The following is an 18,312-nucleotide window of genomic DNA, read 5'->3' as shown; positions in this document are numbered from 1 at the left end:
TGATATGGTATGCTTCACGCCTGTTGCGGTTCCACTTAACCAGAAGCCATTATCACACCCAACTGGCGGTGTACTTACTTGTATCAGAACAGTTCCGTCTTCTCTTTCTGAATAAACGGTTAGTTTTGTAATAGTCGTATTAGTTGCTTCTACTAAAGTTAATGCTTTTGCAGCACTCGAAAAAAGCCCCATCATTAAAATTGTTAGAAAGATTCTTTTCATTTTTTAATCCCTGAAATAATAAAAATAGTTGATTTTGGCTAATTCGGTTTTGTCTAAAAACTAGCCACCAAATAAAAAACTGAGCAGTATACATAAAAAATCTTTTTTTAAAACCCAAAGTTAATACAAAGGAAATTTAATACTTTCATTAAAGCCTTCACTAATGTCTGAAAGGTGCTAAAAATGCTATTAAGCCTCCGAAAACATCAAAGCAAAAATCAAGAATTACAATAGTAAGAATCTATTTTCTCTAACCCGAATCCCATTTAAAAAAGTACGAAGTTAACTACTACTTAAACCTTATAATTTAAAGCACTTAATAGGTTTTATTTTTCGTTCTATTTTTTTAAGTCTAAACCGTTTTCCCCCCTTACGTATTTCTACTGCTTCCCCTCGTATTACCCCTCAGTCAAAATTCAATGATTTTATGAACCTTCCATTTTGTTACTTTTAGGCTTATTAAAAAATTTCATATAACTATCAGCAACTTAAATTCAATAATTAAAACCGCCTACTTCATATAGCCACTTTCTAGTTACACACGAAAATTAAAATTATTTTTGTTTTTCTCAAAAATTCCTAAAAAGTTAAAGCACTGATAAATAAGAAAAAAGTGTCTTTGAGAGGGGAAGGGGTAATACGAGCTATATTTTTCAAAATTTATCTGACCCCGCGAGTGTAAAACCCGCAGAAAATAGGCCCCTATTGGGAGTACCTTTTTCTATTTTTGGTACGATATTTACCTTTTTTTATAGTGGTTACTAACATTTTATTTTTCGTTTAGATAAGTGCAGTACAATTCATCGACTTCACCTCCTATTTTGATAGATCAAGCAGTACAAAAAGCCTACTTTAAGCTCATCGATCGTTAAGCCTTTGCTGCTTAGTTAGCTCATAAATATTGAATCCACAGATGCCATTCAACTACCGCCCCCTTGTAGATGCGCCCTCATTTATTAGCCCCATGCACCCTCTCCAGTTACCGCGAGAATATTATCTCCCCCTAAAAACATGAGATTTAGAACGAAAAAAGCCCACAAATCAGTGGGCTAATACAAAAATAGCTGCCCGAATGTATGGCAGCCTGAATTAAAACTATCTCTAATTAAATAGCACTTCAACCCGATAAGCCCGTTTTAAGCAAATGACGTTCTCTTCTTATGAAAAAGACATAATTGGGTTAGAGGTTTGGTTTTATTGGGCTGCGGGGTGGTTATTAAAAAGTTGTTGGCGGTATGGTGGCGGTAGAGAGCATAAAGATTAAATATATTTTGATTATGTTCAGGCACAAAAAAACCACCCGAAGGTGGTTTGATATGTTTCTTCCTAATTAATAACCACTATCCTCATCCAGAAGCTACTTATTATATTTAGCATCAATACCAGCAATAGTCGCTTCACCATCAGCAGCTAACATCAACATCCAATTCCCTTCATGAAGCTTAAATTTCTGAACTGCGTCCTTATTAATTAAACTTCCTTGGTAATTCATACTCAGTTTATAAGTTACATATGCCGCATCGTTTTTTAGATTTATATCTAGCAGTTTAAACTCAGAATCCTTCATTAAAATAACGATCTCCGGCTGAGCTTTAACAAAAAAATTATTAAGTTCTTGGTATGTCTCAATATTTGTCATTTTATCGTATTGTTCAATATTAGTGACATTAAAAAGAGGGAAAAGCTCTTTTTTTGCTTGTTCACTTTTCTTACCATTAAAAGCTTCTGTAAATGGTCTACGGAATTGAGAAAGAGCTTCAGGATGCATAAGACTAGACATAATCGAAATATCATATGCTTTAACAGCATCAAAATATTGATCAAAAATACGCTCAACATCAGTTTTGTCACTGGCTTGCGTAGTCATCGAAATAAGAAGACCAAGAATCAAAAAATAACAATATTTCATTTTTTCACCAAATTTTTTAAATATAAAAATCAAACTCACACTAAAATTATTTCATGTGTATTTACACGAATCAAACATCAATAACCCGTAAGATAGTTAAATACTCCTTAAGATAATTTATCTTACTAATTTTAAAGTTTTTTTAACCTAACACAACCTCCCCCCACTCTTTCAACGCTTTCCGCATTTGCTCTCTACTATGAGCATGCATATACCACTTATCTAACCCGTCTCTTTCGTGGTTGAGTATCATCTCGCCGATAATCCAATCGATGCCCATATCTTGCCAACAGTCTCTAGCGAGTTTTCGCATATCATGGCTTGTGAAGATTAGATTTAACTCACTGCTTAGCACTTGATACCAGCGCTCTATCGTTTAGGTTTTAGTTCTGAAGAATTAAGATGGTTTATCTAACCAAACATAAAAATTCATATCATATTGTTTTAGCAAAAAATTCAAATAAAAATTTGCATTCCCTACCATATGAACTAGCTTAAAATTACTCAAGGATTGGGTTACTTACTTACCATCAACAAGGAGAGCTTACGATGGAACAAAAAATACTCTTACTAAAAAATTTCCCAGAGCCTTCTCTAAACGATTTTTTTGTATTCCTGATGAAAGTAAACACGGAGCAGCGGTGAAATCAACTTCATCAAGTATTGCCGTTTAAGAAAAATCACTCAAGTTGCATCATTTAAGTCTTACTAATTTTAAGAAAGGTAGAACTAATTTGATTTCAGTTGGAGAGAAGATCACGGACTTTCTAGTATGAGTTTGTAATATGACTTTATTTTTTAAATCTAAAAACCATAAAAAGGGAAAATTTATGAACAACAGAGCTTTTCATGAAAAGTTTCAAGTAGCTGAGTTAAATTCGGACGCCAACTATCTTTCAGGTGTTAGCTCTTTAGGATGTGGCTATGATGTCTTTGGAGAATATGCAACTCCGATATCAATTACTTTTCCATTATTTGATTGGACAAAAGTACCTACCAGAGCTGTAACTTTTTATAAGGGAAAAGTGATACCTAACATAGTAAGTGCCGTACAACTTGAAACTTCCAATTACAAAGAAATATCAGGCAGCTCAATTGAAGAGTACATAAAAAACTTAAATACTTATACAAAACTTGAAGGAAGTTACAGCTTTTACAGTGGCTCCGTTTCTGTCGGCTATAATGCAAGTGAGTATAGAAATGCTAAAAACGAGTTTTCACTTATTCAGCAAGACATTGCTAAATGGGCTTTAAAGTTTACTCCTGAAACAGCTCTTAACTACATCAAAGATGACGTAAAAAATGATATAGCTGATATGGACCCAATTCAGTTATTTAAAAGATATGGTACACACTTCCTATCAGCGATTGTAATTGGCGGCAAATCAATGATGACTTCCGCAACCAATCAAGTAGATTATCAGTCCGAATATGGCATTGATCTAACTGCAAAACTAGCTTATGAGAGTCTTACTTTCCAGATCAGCGCAGAAAATAAAACTAAATACTCTCAAGAAATATCTACTTTTGAAAGCCGGTCTAATACTGAAGTTAGAACGTATGGAGGCAGCGCAGAAAAAGGTGGTACTAACATTTTGAAGGAAGGAGGCTTTCAGGAATGGCAAGATAGCGTTGGAGACAATCCTACATTTGTAGATTTTGACAATGATAATGCGCTTACCCCAATTTGGGAACTTTGTGAAGATCAAAAGAGAAAAGAAGCTTTAATTCACGCTTATGCCACCTTTGCGAAAGGGAAAACGTCTGAGTGCTTAAATGTATTCAGTGCTAATTCTATTACTGAATTAAGAGTAATATCAGGCGACTCAAGCGTTATACAGCCACCTACAGGGTATATTAAGGACGACTTTGATCTAAATAAAGGTGCAGGAGGAAAGTTCATTTATGTCTGTTATAAAGAAGATTCAACTTTAGATATTAAAGCTGAAAAGCTGGATGTAATAACTGATATAACAACAATTTCAGGTGACAGCCCCGATATTCAAGCACCTGATGGTTATATAAAAATAGGTCAAGACTTGAATGAGGGAGCAAGAGGTAAATATATTTACCTATGCTATAAAAAAGGCGAGTATTCAGAAACAGACTCTATCAAGGACATAATGGTGATAGGCTCAAGTCAGCCACAAATTTACCCTCCAATAGGATTTGAAAGAATAAACCAGGACCTAAATCAAGGAGCTGGAGGACTTTACATCTACATGTGTTATTCAAGAACATTGTAGTCTACTAATTTAATCACCTTTAACTAAAGGAGGTTACGTAATTACAGAGTCTGTACGGTTAACTTAGGTACAGACTCTGTATTACAAACATAAAAAGCAGTATGCAATATAAATGAGGAACACAATACAAATTCTAATATTGAGGCGTTAAGTTAAATAATTAGAACTCTTAAAGACAGCTCTTTCTTGAATTATGGCAAATAGAATAAAAAACAAATTAAATTTCAAATACTTATAGTCTAATTCTAATTACGTAGTCGGAAGAAAGTTCGAATTAGGCTCTAAGGACTTATAAATCCGAGCTCATGAGCTGGTTTGTTTGAACCTAATATAAAAGCAAATACAGGCCAAGCGATGGGGTTGTCCTTAGTTGCAATCTTGTACTCATCTTTGGTTGCCGGAATTCGATTATCTACCAAAAAATACCCTATTAATGGTTTTCGAAGCGTGACCCTCTTTGCGGTACTGTTAACATCCAATCCATAATCAGAAATTATCAATAATTGCTGTTCAATACTCAAATTAGGGTTTGGCTGTAGCTCCAATTCAATCATTTGATCCCACTCTACATCGGGTCCAATCGGGATTCCTTCATAACGTTCGAATGCAGGCGCATTATTACCCCAGCCTGAGGGGTTGTTAGTAGGCTTAACAACTTTGGGAGTGCTTTTAAAACGGCCAATGATGAAGTCCCGATAGTCCAGATTATCCCAGCAATAGGCGCGTACATGGTAACGGTTTTTGACAAATGAAATTGCTGTCGGAGTTAATCGCCGTCCTCGCCCTTTAGGTGAGCTCATCGTTGCTACTACGGCTTCAACTGATCGATGATGCTCTATAGCCGAGAGTAATCGAGCTAGAACACGTAAGTTATGCCTACGGGAAAGTACGGGCATTTCTGTTGTGTATGAAGTTTTTGGGGAAGCATATTCTTCAATAGCATGCCATTGTAAATCAGCACTCGATAACAAAACTGGCTCAAAGTATTCTGTTGGTTGATGGTATGGAATCCCCAACTTATATGGTTTCAATGCCTCGGGAGATAGTTGTTGGTATAACTTTATGTCTTTCTGTGCTTGAGGTCGAGAAATGCCAAACGCTTCTATGATCATGGAAGTTGTCAAACGACGTTCCCATAATAGCTGCCGCTCAATAAAGCACAAGCGAAGCCATTGGGGGTGGGAGTGTGCTCCTGACTCAAGTCGCTTACTAGCCAGACCTGTTATTGAGACTGTTTCTTCATCTGAAGCTATAACTGGCTTTATGTACTGTGAATATTGCATGTGACGCCCTTGTTACCAGTATTTAGTTGTTTATTTATTCAAAAGTGTATGATACTACTGTTTAAATATCCACTATATATATTTTATATAGGAGCCTATAAAGTATACATAGAGATAAAGTATGTATCGATAAACGTTGTCACGTAAAGAAGCTTCTAAGGATGATGAAATGGGCTTTGACACAATTAATACAGATCTATTTAAGCCGATCTCAGGTGAGACGGGGCGTTTAATGCTCGCATTGCTTGTAGAGCTTGATAAATTTTTAGATCCAGTTCAGTTGGTTGATGAACCGAATCCGCAGCAGGTTCGAGTGTTTCTGAGAGACTTTATTTCTAATACAGCTCTAAATCTTGGAGTGGAGTCTGGAGAGGATGTGGCTGCTGGTTCAGCCCCTGAACAGTATGTATATAACCGCTTAAAAGATACTGGATGGATTCGTGAAGAGCGGGAAAGTGGTTTCCGATACGTTGTTTGGATGCCACAAGATGCTCGTAGGATACTTCATTTTTTAGGTAGCATGGGGGCTGAGCATCCTTCACTAGGGGTAGTGTGTTTGTCGGTTCGCTCAAGTTTAGCTGAAGTAGTAAAAGATCCAGCCAGTGGTTCGCTTATTCGAAAAGCCGCTGATGATATGGAAAGCTTTTTAAATCGGCTACGAGCCTTGGTCGGAAACATACGAGAAATTCACCATGTCATCAGTTGCGGTACGTCCCACTCAGATAATGATTTTACCTTCTATTTTGAAGAATATTTGGGTGAGCTCTTTTTACCTAATATTGAGAAGTTGGCACTGAAAGGAAATCCAAACCTCCATGCTAGTGTCATTCGTAAACTTGTAAGTGAAATTCGGTTTAGTCCAGAGCGTCTTGAAGAGTGTGTCAAAGCCTATAAACGAGATGAAATTTCTCACCCTTCTATCGATCTTGTTGAAGCAGATCTTGAACGATTAAGTAGTTCATTCGATGGTATAGCCCCTCTGTTTAAAAAGACTCAGGAGTATGCTCGACGTATTACACGACGAATGTATGAAAAAATTAAATACACTGTTCATACGCCTAGTAATATGGGGCAGCAAATACAGACATTGCTTAACCGTATTGGCAGTAATTCTGATCTAGATCGCTTCCCAAGTCCCATTATAGGTGAAGAACTACTTTGTGACTGCCGCATGTCCCAACCCAAAGCAAGGGCAATAACGCCAGTTAAGACTGAACGAAGGCAACAAAAACCCTTGTGGGAAAAACGTGCATATAATCAACTCAAGCAAGAACATATCCACTTTCAGAAATGCAATCCAAATAGGCTTGAACGTTTTATAGAGTCAAATCTCACTAATAGAGATTACATCACGACAGATGATCTGAAAATTAACACTCCTGACGACATGATGTCGGCTCTACATTTACGCCTTTTGGCGCAGCGCGTATCAAAAACACATATCCTCTATGAGCTTCAATCCAGATATCGTGTAGATTTCGTCGAGGGAGAGTGGACTGATTTAGAACAGATGGCAGGGCGTCGTTTGATAATCCGCAAGAATACTTCAATGGAGAAATACTCATATGGCCAGTGAAATCACGCTCAAAGAACTTAAAGATATTGAATCGAAAACGTCTGCAGATTATGTAGACAGTCTTCGGAATACAACTGCTTATCTACTGCAAAAACAGTGGGTGTGGAAAGGAAAGCGTGGTCAAAAAGAGCACTTCACAATGTGCGAGGAAAACCAGACCTATTTCCATAAGATCTTTGATGCTCTTGATATGGCCTGGTATTACGATAGAAATTTCGGGTTTGCAGGCATCTTACCGAGAGGTTCTGGTAAACAGCTAGATATAACATCTACTCTGTTTTTGCTCATTTTAAGGAAAATGTACGATACAGAGGCGTCAATGGGACGAACTGAATATGGACGGGTGAAACCGCCTACAGCAGAACTGCTTGATCAGTTTGAACGGTTTAAAGGAGATAAACCACTCGTCACTGATACCAATGCAGCATTAGATAATTTGCGTAGAAAAGGAATTATTGAACTGGGAGAAAAAGACCCTGATACCAAACTGCACGAGATTATAGTCCTCCCTAATATCACCCGTGTAGTCAGTCCAGACTACATTGGGACACTGAATCGATTTATAGATAGTTACCTGTACACACAGGAGTCAATAACTGATGAAGCCGTTATAGAAGAAGCCGATTCCATAGAGAATGCAGAGGTGTCAGATGACTGAGCAGAATAACCCTATCCCGTCACATATTCTTCATAATGTAGTTCTCGCTCAGTGGTACTTGTTTGAGCTTGAAACTATTTTTCTTAATGCGTCTGCCACTTTGATATCTGGTGAAAATGGAGCAGGTAAAACAACTATTTTCGATGCTATTCAATTTGTCCTGATGGGGGGAGATCAGAGAAAAGTACGTTACAACGCCGCATCTGATGCCAAAACATCTGGACGATCAGCAAGAAGCTATGCTCTGGGGGAGTTTAAAGAAAATGATAAACAAAGCTGCCAGAGGGAAAATGCTAATACATATATATTCCTGAATTGGTATGACGATTTACAGAATCCTTATTCATTTGGGTTATCTATTTACGCTAGCAGTCAAACCGCCAACATTGAAACTCGGGGGCATTTCATGAAAGGCCGGCATATTAGTGAGGCGGACCTTTTAGCGGGTGATGATACTTTCTTACCTTGGCGCGAGTTTGTAGACCGAATGAAGCATATCGCTAAAGATCAACGGGGGGCCGTAAGCTATGAGATGATCGATAGTGCTAGAGTTATCCGCGAGAAAATATCTGAGGCAATGTCTGCTAATCAGACTCGTAGTGCGAAAATTGAACCTGACCTTTTAGTTAAAACCTTATCAAACGCATTACAATTAAGAATGGATAGTCCCATCGATCTATTTATCAGGAACTTTATTCTTCCCCCTTATCCTATTGAGACTGATCAACTACGTGAAGATCTTATTGAGCATCAGCGAATTGAAGAAGAAATTGCTCGTACAGAAAGCCATAAAACAGCACGTGAGAACCTGATTACAGAGGCGAATAACGTCACAAAACACAGAACTAACGCTCACCATAGGCTTTGGGTATCCCAAGAAGCCGAAGCTGTTCGACTTGATGAAGAGCTTGATCGTAAGAAAGATGCTTATGAAGCAGTCCAAAAACGCTTTAAAAAGGCAGAACGTATTATTGAACAAGAAGAGCCACGACTTACTGGACTGCAACAGCAAAGTGAAAAAACTCTCATTGCTTGGCAAAACTCAGATGCGGCTAGCTTAAGTATAGCGGTGCGAAACGCTGAGACAGAGGTTTCCTTATCTGAGACCGATCTAAACAAGAAAATAAAATCATTGCAGGCTTCCGTTAGTGAAGTTATTGGGCGGCAATTCTCCAACACACTGGGCATACAAAACTTTGAACTTTTAGCTACCCATTGGAATGCGTTAGCAAATATTCTCGATCAAGCTAATGTTGATAGTCTTTCCACATCAAATCCAGCGAATACGCATAAGGTAATCTGTCAACTAAAAGACTCTAAAAAACATCTTGGAGAGATTACAAAGCGCGTAGAAGTTGTGGACAAAGACCTAGATCAAGAGATTAAACAGTTAAAGTTGGAAGGGAATTCTCTACAAAGCCGTATAGAACGGCTCAAGCAAGGTTTATCAGACATTAATTCGGCAACCAGCGCGACCATAGAGTTACTAAAACAAAAAGGCATCCCGTCGACTCCCGTATGCGATCTTTGTGAAGTTAATGACAAAGATTGGCAGGAAGCGGTGGAGTCGTATCTGGGACAAAATCGAGAAGCTTTAGTGATCAGTGCACATGATTTTGATGATGCACTTGAGGTGTATGAAACTGCTCGGAAACAAGATCCTCGAATAGGACGAGCACGCATGATCAACCCTGATCATGCTCTTCGAGCAAACAAGCTACCTACTGATCATATGGTTTCAACCCTTGTTGAAACTGATAACCCCATCGCAAGAGGCTTTATGAACATTGTCCTCGACAACACTAAGAAAGCGGCTACACACAATGATCTCCGAAGAGAGCGAAAAGCACTAATGGCTTCTGGGTTAACAACAGGGGGAGGTACAGTAGGTGGCACTGCTCGGATTAGCGGATTATTGATTGGTAAGTATGCTCAAGTCGAACAGCGTCAACGGTTAGAGAATGATTTAGATCGGCTGGCACAACGCCTAGCCAGTATCAATACACCAGCAGCTACCCTGAGTAAGCTTAACCGTAAATGGGCAGGAATATCTGCATCTATCCTTGACAGATCAGAGGATGTTCAAGCACAGAGCGAACAACTGGAGATTCATAAAAAAGCATTGTCTGTAGCTCAGGAGAGTTTGAAGCCTCTGACCTCGGAAGATGAGCGTTTGAAGAACGCCAAAGAACAAGCTCAAAATGCTTATGAGAAGTGTAACCAAGCAGTCATTGAAGCAGGTAGTGAGCGCAAGCAGGCAGAGTTAGACATCGCTGCTTTAGGTAAAGAAATCGAAGACCTTTCTAAGCTAAGGGGGGAGGCAGAGAAAGAACGTAGCAAAACAGAAAGCTTACCTTTACATGATGCAATTAAAGCTGACGAGGCTTGGCAGGCCTACGAACGTAAGTTTGAGAGCCAACAAGATCAGTATTCACTGATTAGAAATGAAGCTCATAATGAGTCACAGACGGCAAAAGAGAAGGCAATCCACGCTCGCGGAATTCTGCGAGAAAAAGTCATTGAGTTCACCAATATCTTTGCGGAGGACATAGCGAATCGACTGGAGTTGCTTGAAGCTGCGAAAACAGATAATTCTAATGAAGATGCGTATACCCTCATCACAACGGATTCCTCTGATTGGGTAACTCGTATCCTAGCAGTTCAGCTTATAGAGCATCGTCAGGCAGCTCAGGATGCGGCTAAGCAGATGGAGAAAAACTTCCGAGGCATCATTGTCGGTGAGTTACAAAACCGTTTTGAGCAGATGAAATACACGTTTAATCAGCTTAAGAGTCTGCTTAAAAAGATTCCTTTCCACGACTACATCTACAGTTTTGATTATAAGGAAGTGCAATCGGAAAGCCTCAAAATCATCTATGAATATATTACAACTGCAGACAAAGAAGAGACTGAACTGGTTGGAACAATGTTTGAGACAGAATCAGAGCATCCTGCAATCGACCTATTAAAAGAGGCTCTCATCAACGGAGACGATCTAATTAATGAGATTAGGGATTATCGTAGTTTCTTTACCTACGATATGAAGATGCGAAACCCTGATACGGGTATAGAGCGTCGTGTGGCAGATATGCAAAGCACTGGCTCAGGTGGTGAACAGCAAACCCCTGCCTACATTGCACTTGCGGCCAGCTTTATGAATGTTTACAAAATACAAGGGCGCTCACCTAGAGGTGCATCGCTGGTACTCTTGGATGAAGCTTTTAATAATATGGACGGTGGTAATGCGAGTGCTGCGGTTTCCTTCCTGAAAGAAATCGGGCTTCAACTTATGATTGCTGCGCCACCAGAGGTTACTCTGAAAATCGGTAAAGAAATGGATCAGATATATACCATTTGCCGCGAAGGAAGAGATGTCGTGATCGATCACACACAGCTTTTTGATGCAGGACAGTCTCTTATTGACCAACTGAATCCTGAATACCATCCAGAGCTTGTTACAGAGCGAGCAGCAATATTGAAATCTCAAGCTGAAGTGGTTACTTGATATGAATGAGTTTACCAAAAAATTCATCCTCCAACTCATCAAAAAAATAGATAAAACCGAAGGAATTGAGGCTGAATGTAGGATACACATCACAGATCACGCTTACCGTTGGTATTTTGCACTAAATAATAGCGATAAAACTGCTTTGCATAATGATTTGGAAGCGATAGATAGCTTATCAATTCAATATGATCGTAGAGTGGCACTTGGCTCATTCAAGCACATTGACTATGTTAGCATCACTAATGGACATAAAATCATTGCCATTTGTGGTATTACACCGCAATCTGAAAAGATTCAAACAGCAGTTAAGCATTTAGAGTTCGCTGAGTTTAATGTCCCCTGGTGGAACGAAATAAAGCCCACTATTGCCGTAGCATGGTCCAGTAATAAAACTGCCTTTGGTATTAAACACAGTCAGTTTGACCGACTTTTTGACGCAATGAAAGCTGTAGAGTATATCGTACAGTCATCGGATACAGAGTCAGTGCCTGATATGCGTACTCTCAGTGCTATTCTTTTTGGTGAGTCAAAGCGACTGGAAAATAAAAGCTTTTCCAATCTCATTCGAAGACTGATGCTACCGCACATAGACAAAGATGCGGTTGATCTTATAGAAAATGGCGCGAAGCTACTAGAGTATTTTGGAATTAGCAAGTATCCAATACCTATGCGCTTCAAAGCAGAGGGTCGCTTATACTGCAAAGGGCCGATTGATTTAGCAGCATTGCATTATGGTATCGGAGTATCCCCTGATGAAGTCAAAGGAATAGATTGGGATAAGAAACCTCCTTATGTACTTTTTATTGAAAACCGAGCCAGTTTTGAGCGATATGTTCGTGAAATTGATGATCCTGGTGTGATCATATACACTGCGGGGTTTCCTCCCCGCTCTTGGGTGCGTGTAATAAAAATTATCATTGAGGAACTTGTAGGTACTGTGCCAGTTTATCACTGGGGTGACAGGGATGCAGGTGGCTACCGAATACTGGCTTTTATGGCTAAACGGCTTAATACCAATATTCATCCATATATGATGGGAATAGAAGAACAATTAGAAAATAATGCTATTGAGAAGTCTGACGATAAGTTGGTGGCAGAATTGATGAAGGCATTGGAATCAGCTATACAGTACCCCTCAATTTTGTCACTACATGTGGCTTTGTCGAAAATTTCACTAGAGAGTTTACCGTGGATCGAACAGGAGCAAATCTCACCAATAAGCCCGCTGAAACTTGAATCAACGAACCCTAAATATCTCTTCAGAGACAGCTAACTCGATAAGGTGAAAACAGTTCATTTTACTTAACTAAAAAGACGCTCATCTAAACAGTGATAATTCATTATTATTTCAAAGGAAGTCGATTCATCTTTCAAAAAAAATTACAATAGAAGTAATTTCTTCATCGTTTCCTTGTTGATACCGGAAACATGCTGCTTAGTTTTTTGAGAGGCAGGATTTTTATGGGATCAGAGAATAGTCATTTATCTATTGATGTTATAGCTGGTTCGGTTGGTTATAGTTCGACAGATTTTTTTAGGAAAAACGTTAGAAAGATCTCAAAATTTAGCCCTTCATCATATAGAAGAGTATATCGAAGAACCTAAAAAGGTTAAGCTCTATTGTTGTTATTCATAGCCATAATAACAATTGATATCAGCCCGTTTACCATCTTTTGCAAGTATTCAATATTCTTTGCTGAAGATTTCAAGCCCTGTGAAGCTATTGTCAAGATATGAGCTAGATCATCGTGTGTAATTTTTTCGTCATCTACCAATTCATTTTTTATAATGTCGCCAAGCATATTTTCAAAAACCTGATAATGATTTTCCACCGCAGCAGGCGCATAGCTAGATACATTCGATAAAATGTCTCTACCTGTATCTAAGTCAATAACAGAAGCGGCAGGTTGAATAATCCAAATATCAAAAAAGCGGGTTAGTTTTTTAAAAAATGTCAACTCTTCGGTAAAGAGCTTTTCAGTTTCTTTAATATTTATTTCTAATGCTTCATTGATTAATCCAACAATAATTGATTCTTTATTAGGAAATGACTTGTAAAGCGTGGTTCGCGAAATATTACAAGCGTTTGCAATGTCAGTCATCGTAACTTTCTGATAACCATACTTAAGAATAAGCTTTTGAGCTTCACGTAAAATCATACTGTCTCATAATTTTTAAATCCGCTGACATTATGAAATATGAACAATTCTACATCAAGAGTTCATTTGCAATAAATGAACATATTGACAAATTATGTTCATTTGTTATTTTTATGGAAAAAGAATTACTACTTAGGAAATCATGTGAAGATCTTTATTACTGGTATTACTGGCTATGTAGGTAGAAACCTAGCAAAACATTTTGTTAAGAAACATGAAGTTGCTGGGCTTTCTCGTGACCTAGAAAAGTCATTGAATCTTGAAGAGTTAGGTATTGAAATTTTCAAAGGAGATTTACACTCTAGTTGCCTTGAAAAAGAGCTTAAGAGCTATGATGTAGTTATTCATGCGGCTGCTGATACAGATCATAAGAATGCTTCGCGATCACAGTATGATACAAATGTTGTTGGGACTGAGTTACTTTTACACGCGGCAAAAGCTGCTGGTGTAAAAAAATTTATTCATATAAGCACTGAATCCGTCCTCTTAACAGGTAAAGAACTGCATTTAGCTAAAGAAAATATACCTTACCCTAAAGTTTCAGTGGGTTCCTACTCTGAAACAAAACGCCTTGCCGAGGAGTTAGCATTAAAATCGTCAAATGATGAATTTAACGTAATTGTTTTGAGACCTCGTTTTATTTGGGGGCGTGATGATACAACTGCTATCCCTCAAATACTAAAAGCAGTAAATAATGGCCAGTTTGCTTGGATCAATGACGGAGAATACAAAACATCAACAATACATATAGCAAACTTTTGTTTTGGTGTTGAATGTGCTATTTCTCGCGGGAATTCTGGCGAGGTTTATTTTTTAAGTGATGATGATGACAAAACCTTTAAAAATATAGTTTCAGCTCTGATTGAAGCTTATGGATATAGGTCTCCAACCAAAAGCGTTCCCCGTGCAATGTTACTATTTATAGCTAAGTTGGATAATTGTTGTCGAAAGCTTTTCCCTAAAAGAAAATTATTACCAATAACTATGCAAGAGTATTCAACAAGTGCCGTTGAAATTACATTAGATATTTCAAAGGCCAAAAAAGAACTTGGGTACGCGCCCGTTATTTCATTCCAACAGGGGCTTCTTGAAATAACAAGATAAACTGTAAAATAAGTTTATTGTTTTAGAGCTTCTTATGCAATCGTATGGCTCAATGGGAGCATTAGAGGACGGGAAAACCATTTGGGCTGAAAAAATCTAACCCAGATAAAATCTGACAGGCACCTAGAAAAAAGTGGGTAACTGTCAGATCAAGTCTAAGTTAGTACAATTTAATAAGTAGTTAAAATCTTATACTTTAAATTTGTTCACTTAATCACTTTAGTCCTGATGCAAGTACCATTAGTTTGTCACTAGAACCTGAAAGCTGCTACATCCCTTCGGCAGAGTCATGTGCAGAATTGCAATTGCTGTGTTTAAAAGTAAATATAAAGTCTCTTTCAAACTATTGAACTCTGATTCAGACAGCAATACGATACTTTCAGCTCTTGCTCAATGAGTTATCACCTATATTGTTTCATCAAATACAATATAGACTCGCTGCCTTATCATTCCATAAAAAGGTTTGCGAATAAGTTTAGCTATTCACAAACTTCTTTAATAAAAGTTAGTGCTTATTTAAATCTAAAAAATTTACCTCCCTATTAAAGTCAATAATTTAAAGCATAATATTAAAAATATCTTCACCAAACCGCTCTGAAAAAACATTATAAACGTCTTTCGATTGCCAATAGCGCATCAGTCTTAACATGCTTACCCGCTGCTTGGTTCTTGAATCAACACAAGTGTCCTTTAAATCAATCTCGTTCCCTCTAGAATCAAGCATAAATTTAACTAGCTCCGCTTCATTGAGCTCAATAGCTAACATTAAAGGCGTATAACCAAGCATTCCTGTATCGTGCTTTGCCATTAAAGATGAACCATGACTAATTAATAATTTTGCAATATCTCTAAAATTATCAGCCGTTGAATATTTAGAAATATTACTTTTTTGTGTATTAATACAATAGTCTTCCATTTGTTTATAAACTTCATCTTCATCTTGGTTTGATATCGCTTCGCCTAATTGCTTTAGATCGTAGGGAAGCATACCTGAAGAGTATGCTCTAGCAGATTGCAAGCCTAGCTCGGAGTATTTCATCCATCCATTTAGCGTATGATCTTCCTGTCTTTTTAAATGTTTCGCTATAAGTCCAATGGCAGTAAAAAGTGGTGTTTCATTGCCAACATCATGTCTTCTATCAACAGTAGCTCCCATATCTATCAGTTTTTCTACTACATCTACTCTCCCAGTTTGAACAGCACAACCTAAAGGCGAAAGTTTCCTCTTATTAGTTACTGTATTCAAAACACTTTTCTTATGCGTTTTTGCGCTGATAAGTTTGAAGTTCTGATCTCTCATTGAATTAAGAGGTAATAGGTTAACTTGCAATGATTGAACAGCCAGTAAAATAGCAGATTCATTACTTGAAGATAGTATATTAACATCAGCTCCAACTTCTAATAACTGAGCAACTACGTCATCTTTTTCCCTCATAGAAAAGTACGTTAACTGAGACATTTTTTTATTGTTTCCAGCTTCACCTACTGAAAAGATTTTATTTGGATCTGTAAGATCTAAGCAATTAGCTTTATCAGCAATTATCAACGGACCAGTATTTTTATGCGGTTCAACTGGGTAAATCGCATCAGGAAAGAAAGAATTCTTAGAAAAAAATGAATCGAATAAATTACTGTAAGCAGCAATCTCCCACTTTTCTATTTCTTCAGGTTTTGCTTTAAACTCATTTTTATCAACACCAGAAGGCATAAAGTCAATCTTCATTAAAACAGCCATTCTTCTTAGTCGATTGATAAAGCTTTTCTTAGGTTTAGGTGATCGACACGCAGCAATAAGCGCCTCTCTAATAATTTTCTCTGCATTTTCCCCATTACGATAGATCACTTGTTCAAATGCTGTAATATACTCATTGATAGCATCTTCTAAAAAACCAGAATGCAGCTTGTGACGAGCTATCATCCAATGGTAGTAATAGGTAGATTCTTTTCGAGTATCTATTGCAAATAGTTCTTCTTTTAACTCGATTAGCAACGCTAAACTTTGCTCTTTATCTTGACTTGATTTAGCTTTACGAAGCCTAAGTAAACTGTATACTCGGGATGCCAATTTAGCTGCGGCCTCAAACTTTTTAGAGCCTTTAGTAACTGTCTCAATTAAACGCTTCGCAAGATCTTCTAAACACTCATTAGCCAACAAATGTTTAACTAAATTTAAGTCCGTATATCCACTACGCTCAAAAAAATAATCCCAAAGCCTAGCGGTGATAAGGCGAGCCTTGTATGTGCCCCAACTATTTCCTAGTTTTGACTTTTCACCTAAAGAGGCAATACTAGATAGTTCAGGTAACTCTGCTGCTGATTGTGAAGACCAAGCTCGAATTCGTTCTTTTTGGGAATCGGAGCTTTTATGATAGAACACTTGCCATTCAAAGCTTTTCGAACACTGCTCCAAAACTAAGGCCATAAAAGTTTTACCTGAATTAGCTATATCTCTCGCTGATACTCCCATACCCTCTATCGAGCCTGAACATACTTCGACAACAGCAAAAGTAAAAAAGTATTGATCTAGTACCTTTTGAGACTCTTCTGCATTAGCGGCATCTAATGGTACCTCTTTGTATAGGTTCAGATAGCACTCACAAATAAATTCAAACTGCTCTAAGATATGATCGGCAAAGTGAATATTGACATACTTCGTCAAAGGTTTATGAATCAGTTCTTGTTTTAAAGCTTCAAAATGAAAAGGGTTGATTTCAGATTTATTGCAGGCGTCTCTTATTTTTGTTCCTGCTATTTTTTGGGTCCCTAACCCTTTTGAAAATTCTCTAAGTATGTGTTGTAAAGAATAGTATGGAGTAATAATCGTTTCTTTTGTCATGATAATCTTTGAATATCCTTATAAAAATTCATGTATGCACGTCGATCACTTGGACTACTGGGGACTGTTAGTTGCTTTCCTTTTGGAGAACAAACAGAGCCATGTTTTTTTAAGTGCTTAAAACGCCATTTATCCCTAATAAGGCGGCACACTAATTTATGAATATCTTTATTGCTGCTGTATTTTTTCATATTGCAATCGGTGGGTTTAACACCCACCTTTTCCTATGCTTATTTATTTAATTTTGCTGCGACGGATTGAGCTCTTGCAGCAAAACTACCTTTTGCAACTTCTCCATTATTTGCTTTGGCTTCAGCACTTTGAATACGCGATGCATCAGACTTCGTCATTGGTGTAGATTTAGTATTAGGCATATATATTTCTCCTTAGTTAATTGAACACAAATAAATTAGCAATTGACTGGAAGAAAAGCACAAGGGTAAGTAGAGACTTTTTTTAAAAGCTATCAAAAATATTTTTCTGCTACTTTTTAAACATGCAGATCAGCATAAACTAGTTCAAACAGATAAAAGGGCGCTTAAGTTCAGATAATAAATGTGACCCAGTCAATCTGGCGTAAAGAAAACCAACAACTAAAATCAGTACACATTTTTAGCTCAAAGCAAAATAGTATTAGAATGGACTGTGAATCGCCCCTAGTTTTCTAGACACTACTTTGTTTCAAAAATAGCTCTTTTCATACCCCATTGGTGACTATTCATTATTATTTCAAAGGAAATCGGTTCACCTTTCAGAAAAAATGCCCCAAAAACACGTTTCTATCAAATAATACATCACATCGAATATCAAA

13 protein-coding genes are annotated in these 18,312 nt (G+C 37.6%); 6 read left to right on the top strand and 7 right to left on the bottom strand.

Going from position 1 to position 18,312, the window contains the following annotated elements; all coding sequences use genetic code 11:
• From TW85_RS19220 to TW85_RS26200, 3 genes are all read right to left on the bottom strand, one after another.
• Positions 1–222: hypothetical protein (locus tag TW85_RS19220; protein ID WP_046018757.1), on the bottom strand; the 222-nt coding region annotated here is incomplete at its 3' end.
• A gap of 1,357 nt (positions 223–1,579) precedes the next feature.
• Positions 1,580–2,131 (bottom strand): hypothetical protein, encoded by a 552-nt coding sequence (locus tag TW85_RS19215; RefSeq protein ID WP_046018756.1) that lies wholly within the window; start codon positions 2,129–2,131, stop codon positions 1,580–1,582.
• Positions 2,132–2,273: 142 nt separating this feature from the next.
• On the bottom strand, positions 2,274–2,444 hold the full coding sequence (locus tag TW85_RS26200) for a hypothetical protein (protein WP_157196991.1): 171 nt from the start codon (positions 2,442–2,444) through the stop codon (positions 2,274–2,276).
• A gap of 472 nt (positions 2,445–2,916) precedes the next feature.
• Between TW85_RS26200 and TW85_RS19210 the strand changes: the two genes are divergently transcribed.
• Complete coding sequence (locus TW85_RS19210; RefSeq protein WP_046018755.1) at positions 2,917–4,377, top strand: MAC/perforin domain-containing protein; 1,461 nt, start codon at positions 2,917–2,919, stop codon at positions 4,375–4,377.
• 281 nt (positions 4,378–4,658) lie between these two features.
• On the opposite strand, the gene TW85_RS19205 is transcribed toward TW85_RS19210, so the two are convergent.
• Entirely contained in the window at positions 4,659–5,660 is a 1,002-nt protein-coding gene (locus TW85_RS19205; protein ID WP_046018754.1) for a hypothetical protein, read from the bottom strand.
• 313 nt (positions 5,661–5,973) lie between these two features.
• Here TW85_RS19205 and TW85_RS19200 point away from each other — a divergent pair, with 313 nt between their 5' ends.
• Genes TW85_RS19200 through TW85_RS19185 form a run of 4 tightly spaced genes read left to right on the top strand, consistent with a single transcriptional unit; the run spans position 5,974 to position 12,675 of the window.
• Positions 5,974–7,236, top strand: coding sequence for a Wadjet anti-phage system protein JetA family protein (locus tag TW85_RS19200; protein ID WP_202904888.1), 1,263 nt, complete (start codon positions 5,974–5,976; stop codon positions 7,234–7,236).
• Positions 7,226–7,894, top strand: coding sequence for a DUF4194 domain-containing protein (locus TW85_RS19195; RefSeq protein WP_046018752.1), 669 nt, complete (start codon positions 7,226–7,228; stop codon positions 7,892–7,894). Before TW85_RS19200 ends, TW85_RS19195 begins: the two co-directional genes overlap by 11 nt.
• Positions 7,887–11,399, top strand: coding sequence for an SbcC/MukB-like Walker B domain-containing protein (locus TW85_RS19190; protein ID WP_084616436.1), 3,513 nt, complete (start codon positions 7,887–7,889; stop codon positions 11,397–11,399). The genes TW85_RS19195 and TW85_RS19190 overlap by 8 nt, the downstream gene beginning before the upstream one ends.
• A gap of 1 nt (position 11,400) precedes the next feature.
• Positions 11,401–12,675, top strand: coding sequence for a Wadjet anti-phage system protein JetD domain-containing protein (locus tag TW85_RS19185; RefSeq protein ID WP_052702305.1), 1,275 nt, complete (start codon positions 11,401–11,403; stop codon positions 12,673–12,675).
• A 337-nt stretch (positions 12,676–13,012) separates the two neighbouring features.
• Here the strand turns inward: TW85_RS19185 and TW85_RS19180 are convergent, their stop codons facing one another.
• Positions 13,013–13,561 (bottom strand): TetR/AcrR family transcriptional regulator, encoded by a 549-nt coding sequence (locus TW85_RS19180; RefSeq protein ID WP_046018751.1) that lies wholly within the window; start codon positions 13,559–13,561, stop codon positions 13,013–13,015.
• A gap of 144 nt (positions 13,562–13,705) precedes the next feature.
• Here TW85_RS19180 and TW85_RS19175 point away from each other — a divergent pair, with 144 nt between their 5' ends.
• Positions 13,706–14,665, top strand: a complete 960-nt coding sequence (locus TW85_RS19175; RefSeq protein ID WP_052702304.1) for an NAD-dependent epimerase/dehydratase family protein — start codon at positions 13,706–13,708, stop codon at positions 14,663–14,665.
• Between the two features lie 556 nt (positions 14,666–15,221).
• On the opposite strand, the gene TW85_RS19170 is transcribed toward TW85_RS19175, so the two are convergent.
• Both TW85_RS19170 and TW85_RS26025 read right to left on the bottom strand, forming a co-directional pair.
• Complete coding sequence (locus TW85_RS19170) at positions 15,222–17,501, bottom strand: ankyrin repeat domain-containing protein (RefSeq protein WP_046018749.1); 2,280 nt, start codon at positions 17,499–17,501, stop codon at positions 15,222–15,224.
• Between the two features lie 230 nt (positions 17,502–17,731).
• Complete coding sequence (locus TW85_RS26025; RefSeq protein WP_084616435.1) at positions 17,732–17,875, bottom strand: hypothetical protein; 144 nt, start codon at positions 17,873–17,875, stop codon at positions 17,732–17,734.
• Positions 17,876–18,312: the final 437 nt, after the last annotated feature.

Source organism: Marinomonas sp. S3726, from assembly GCF_000967665.1.
In the GTDB taxonomy this organism is placed as follows: domain Bacteria; phylum Pseudomonadota; class Gammaproteobacteria; order Pseudomonadales; family Marinomonadaceae; genus Marinomonas.
The sequence above is the reverse complement of the archived record's forward strand: the minus strand, read 5'-3'. Positions and strand labels throughout refer to the sequence as shown.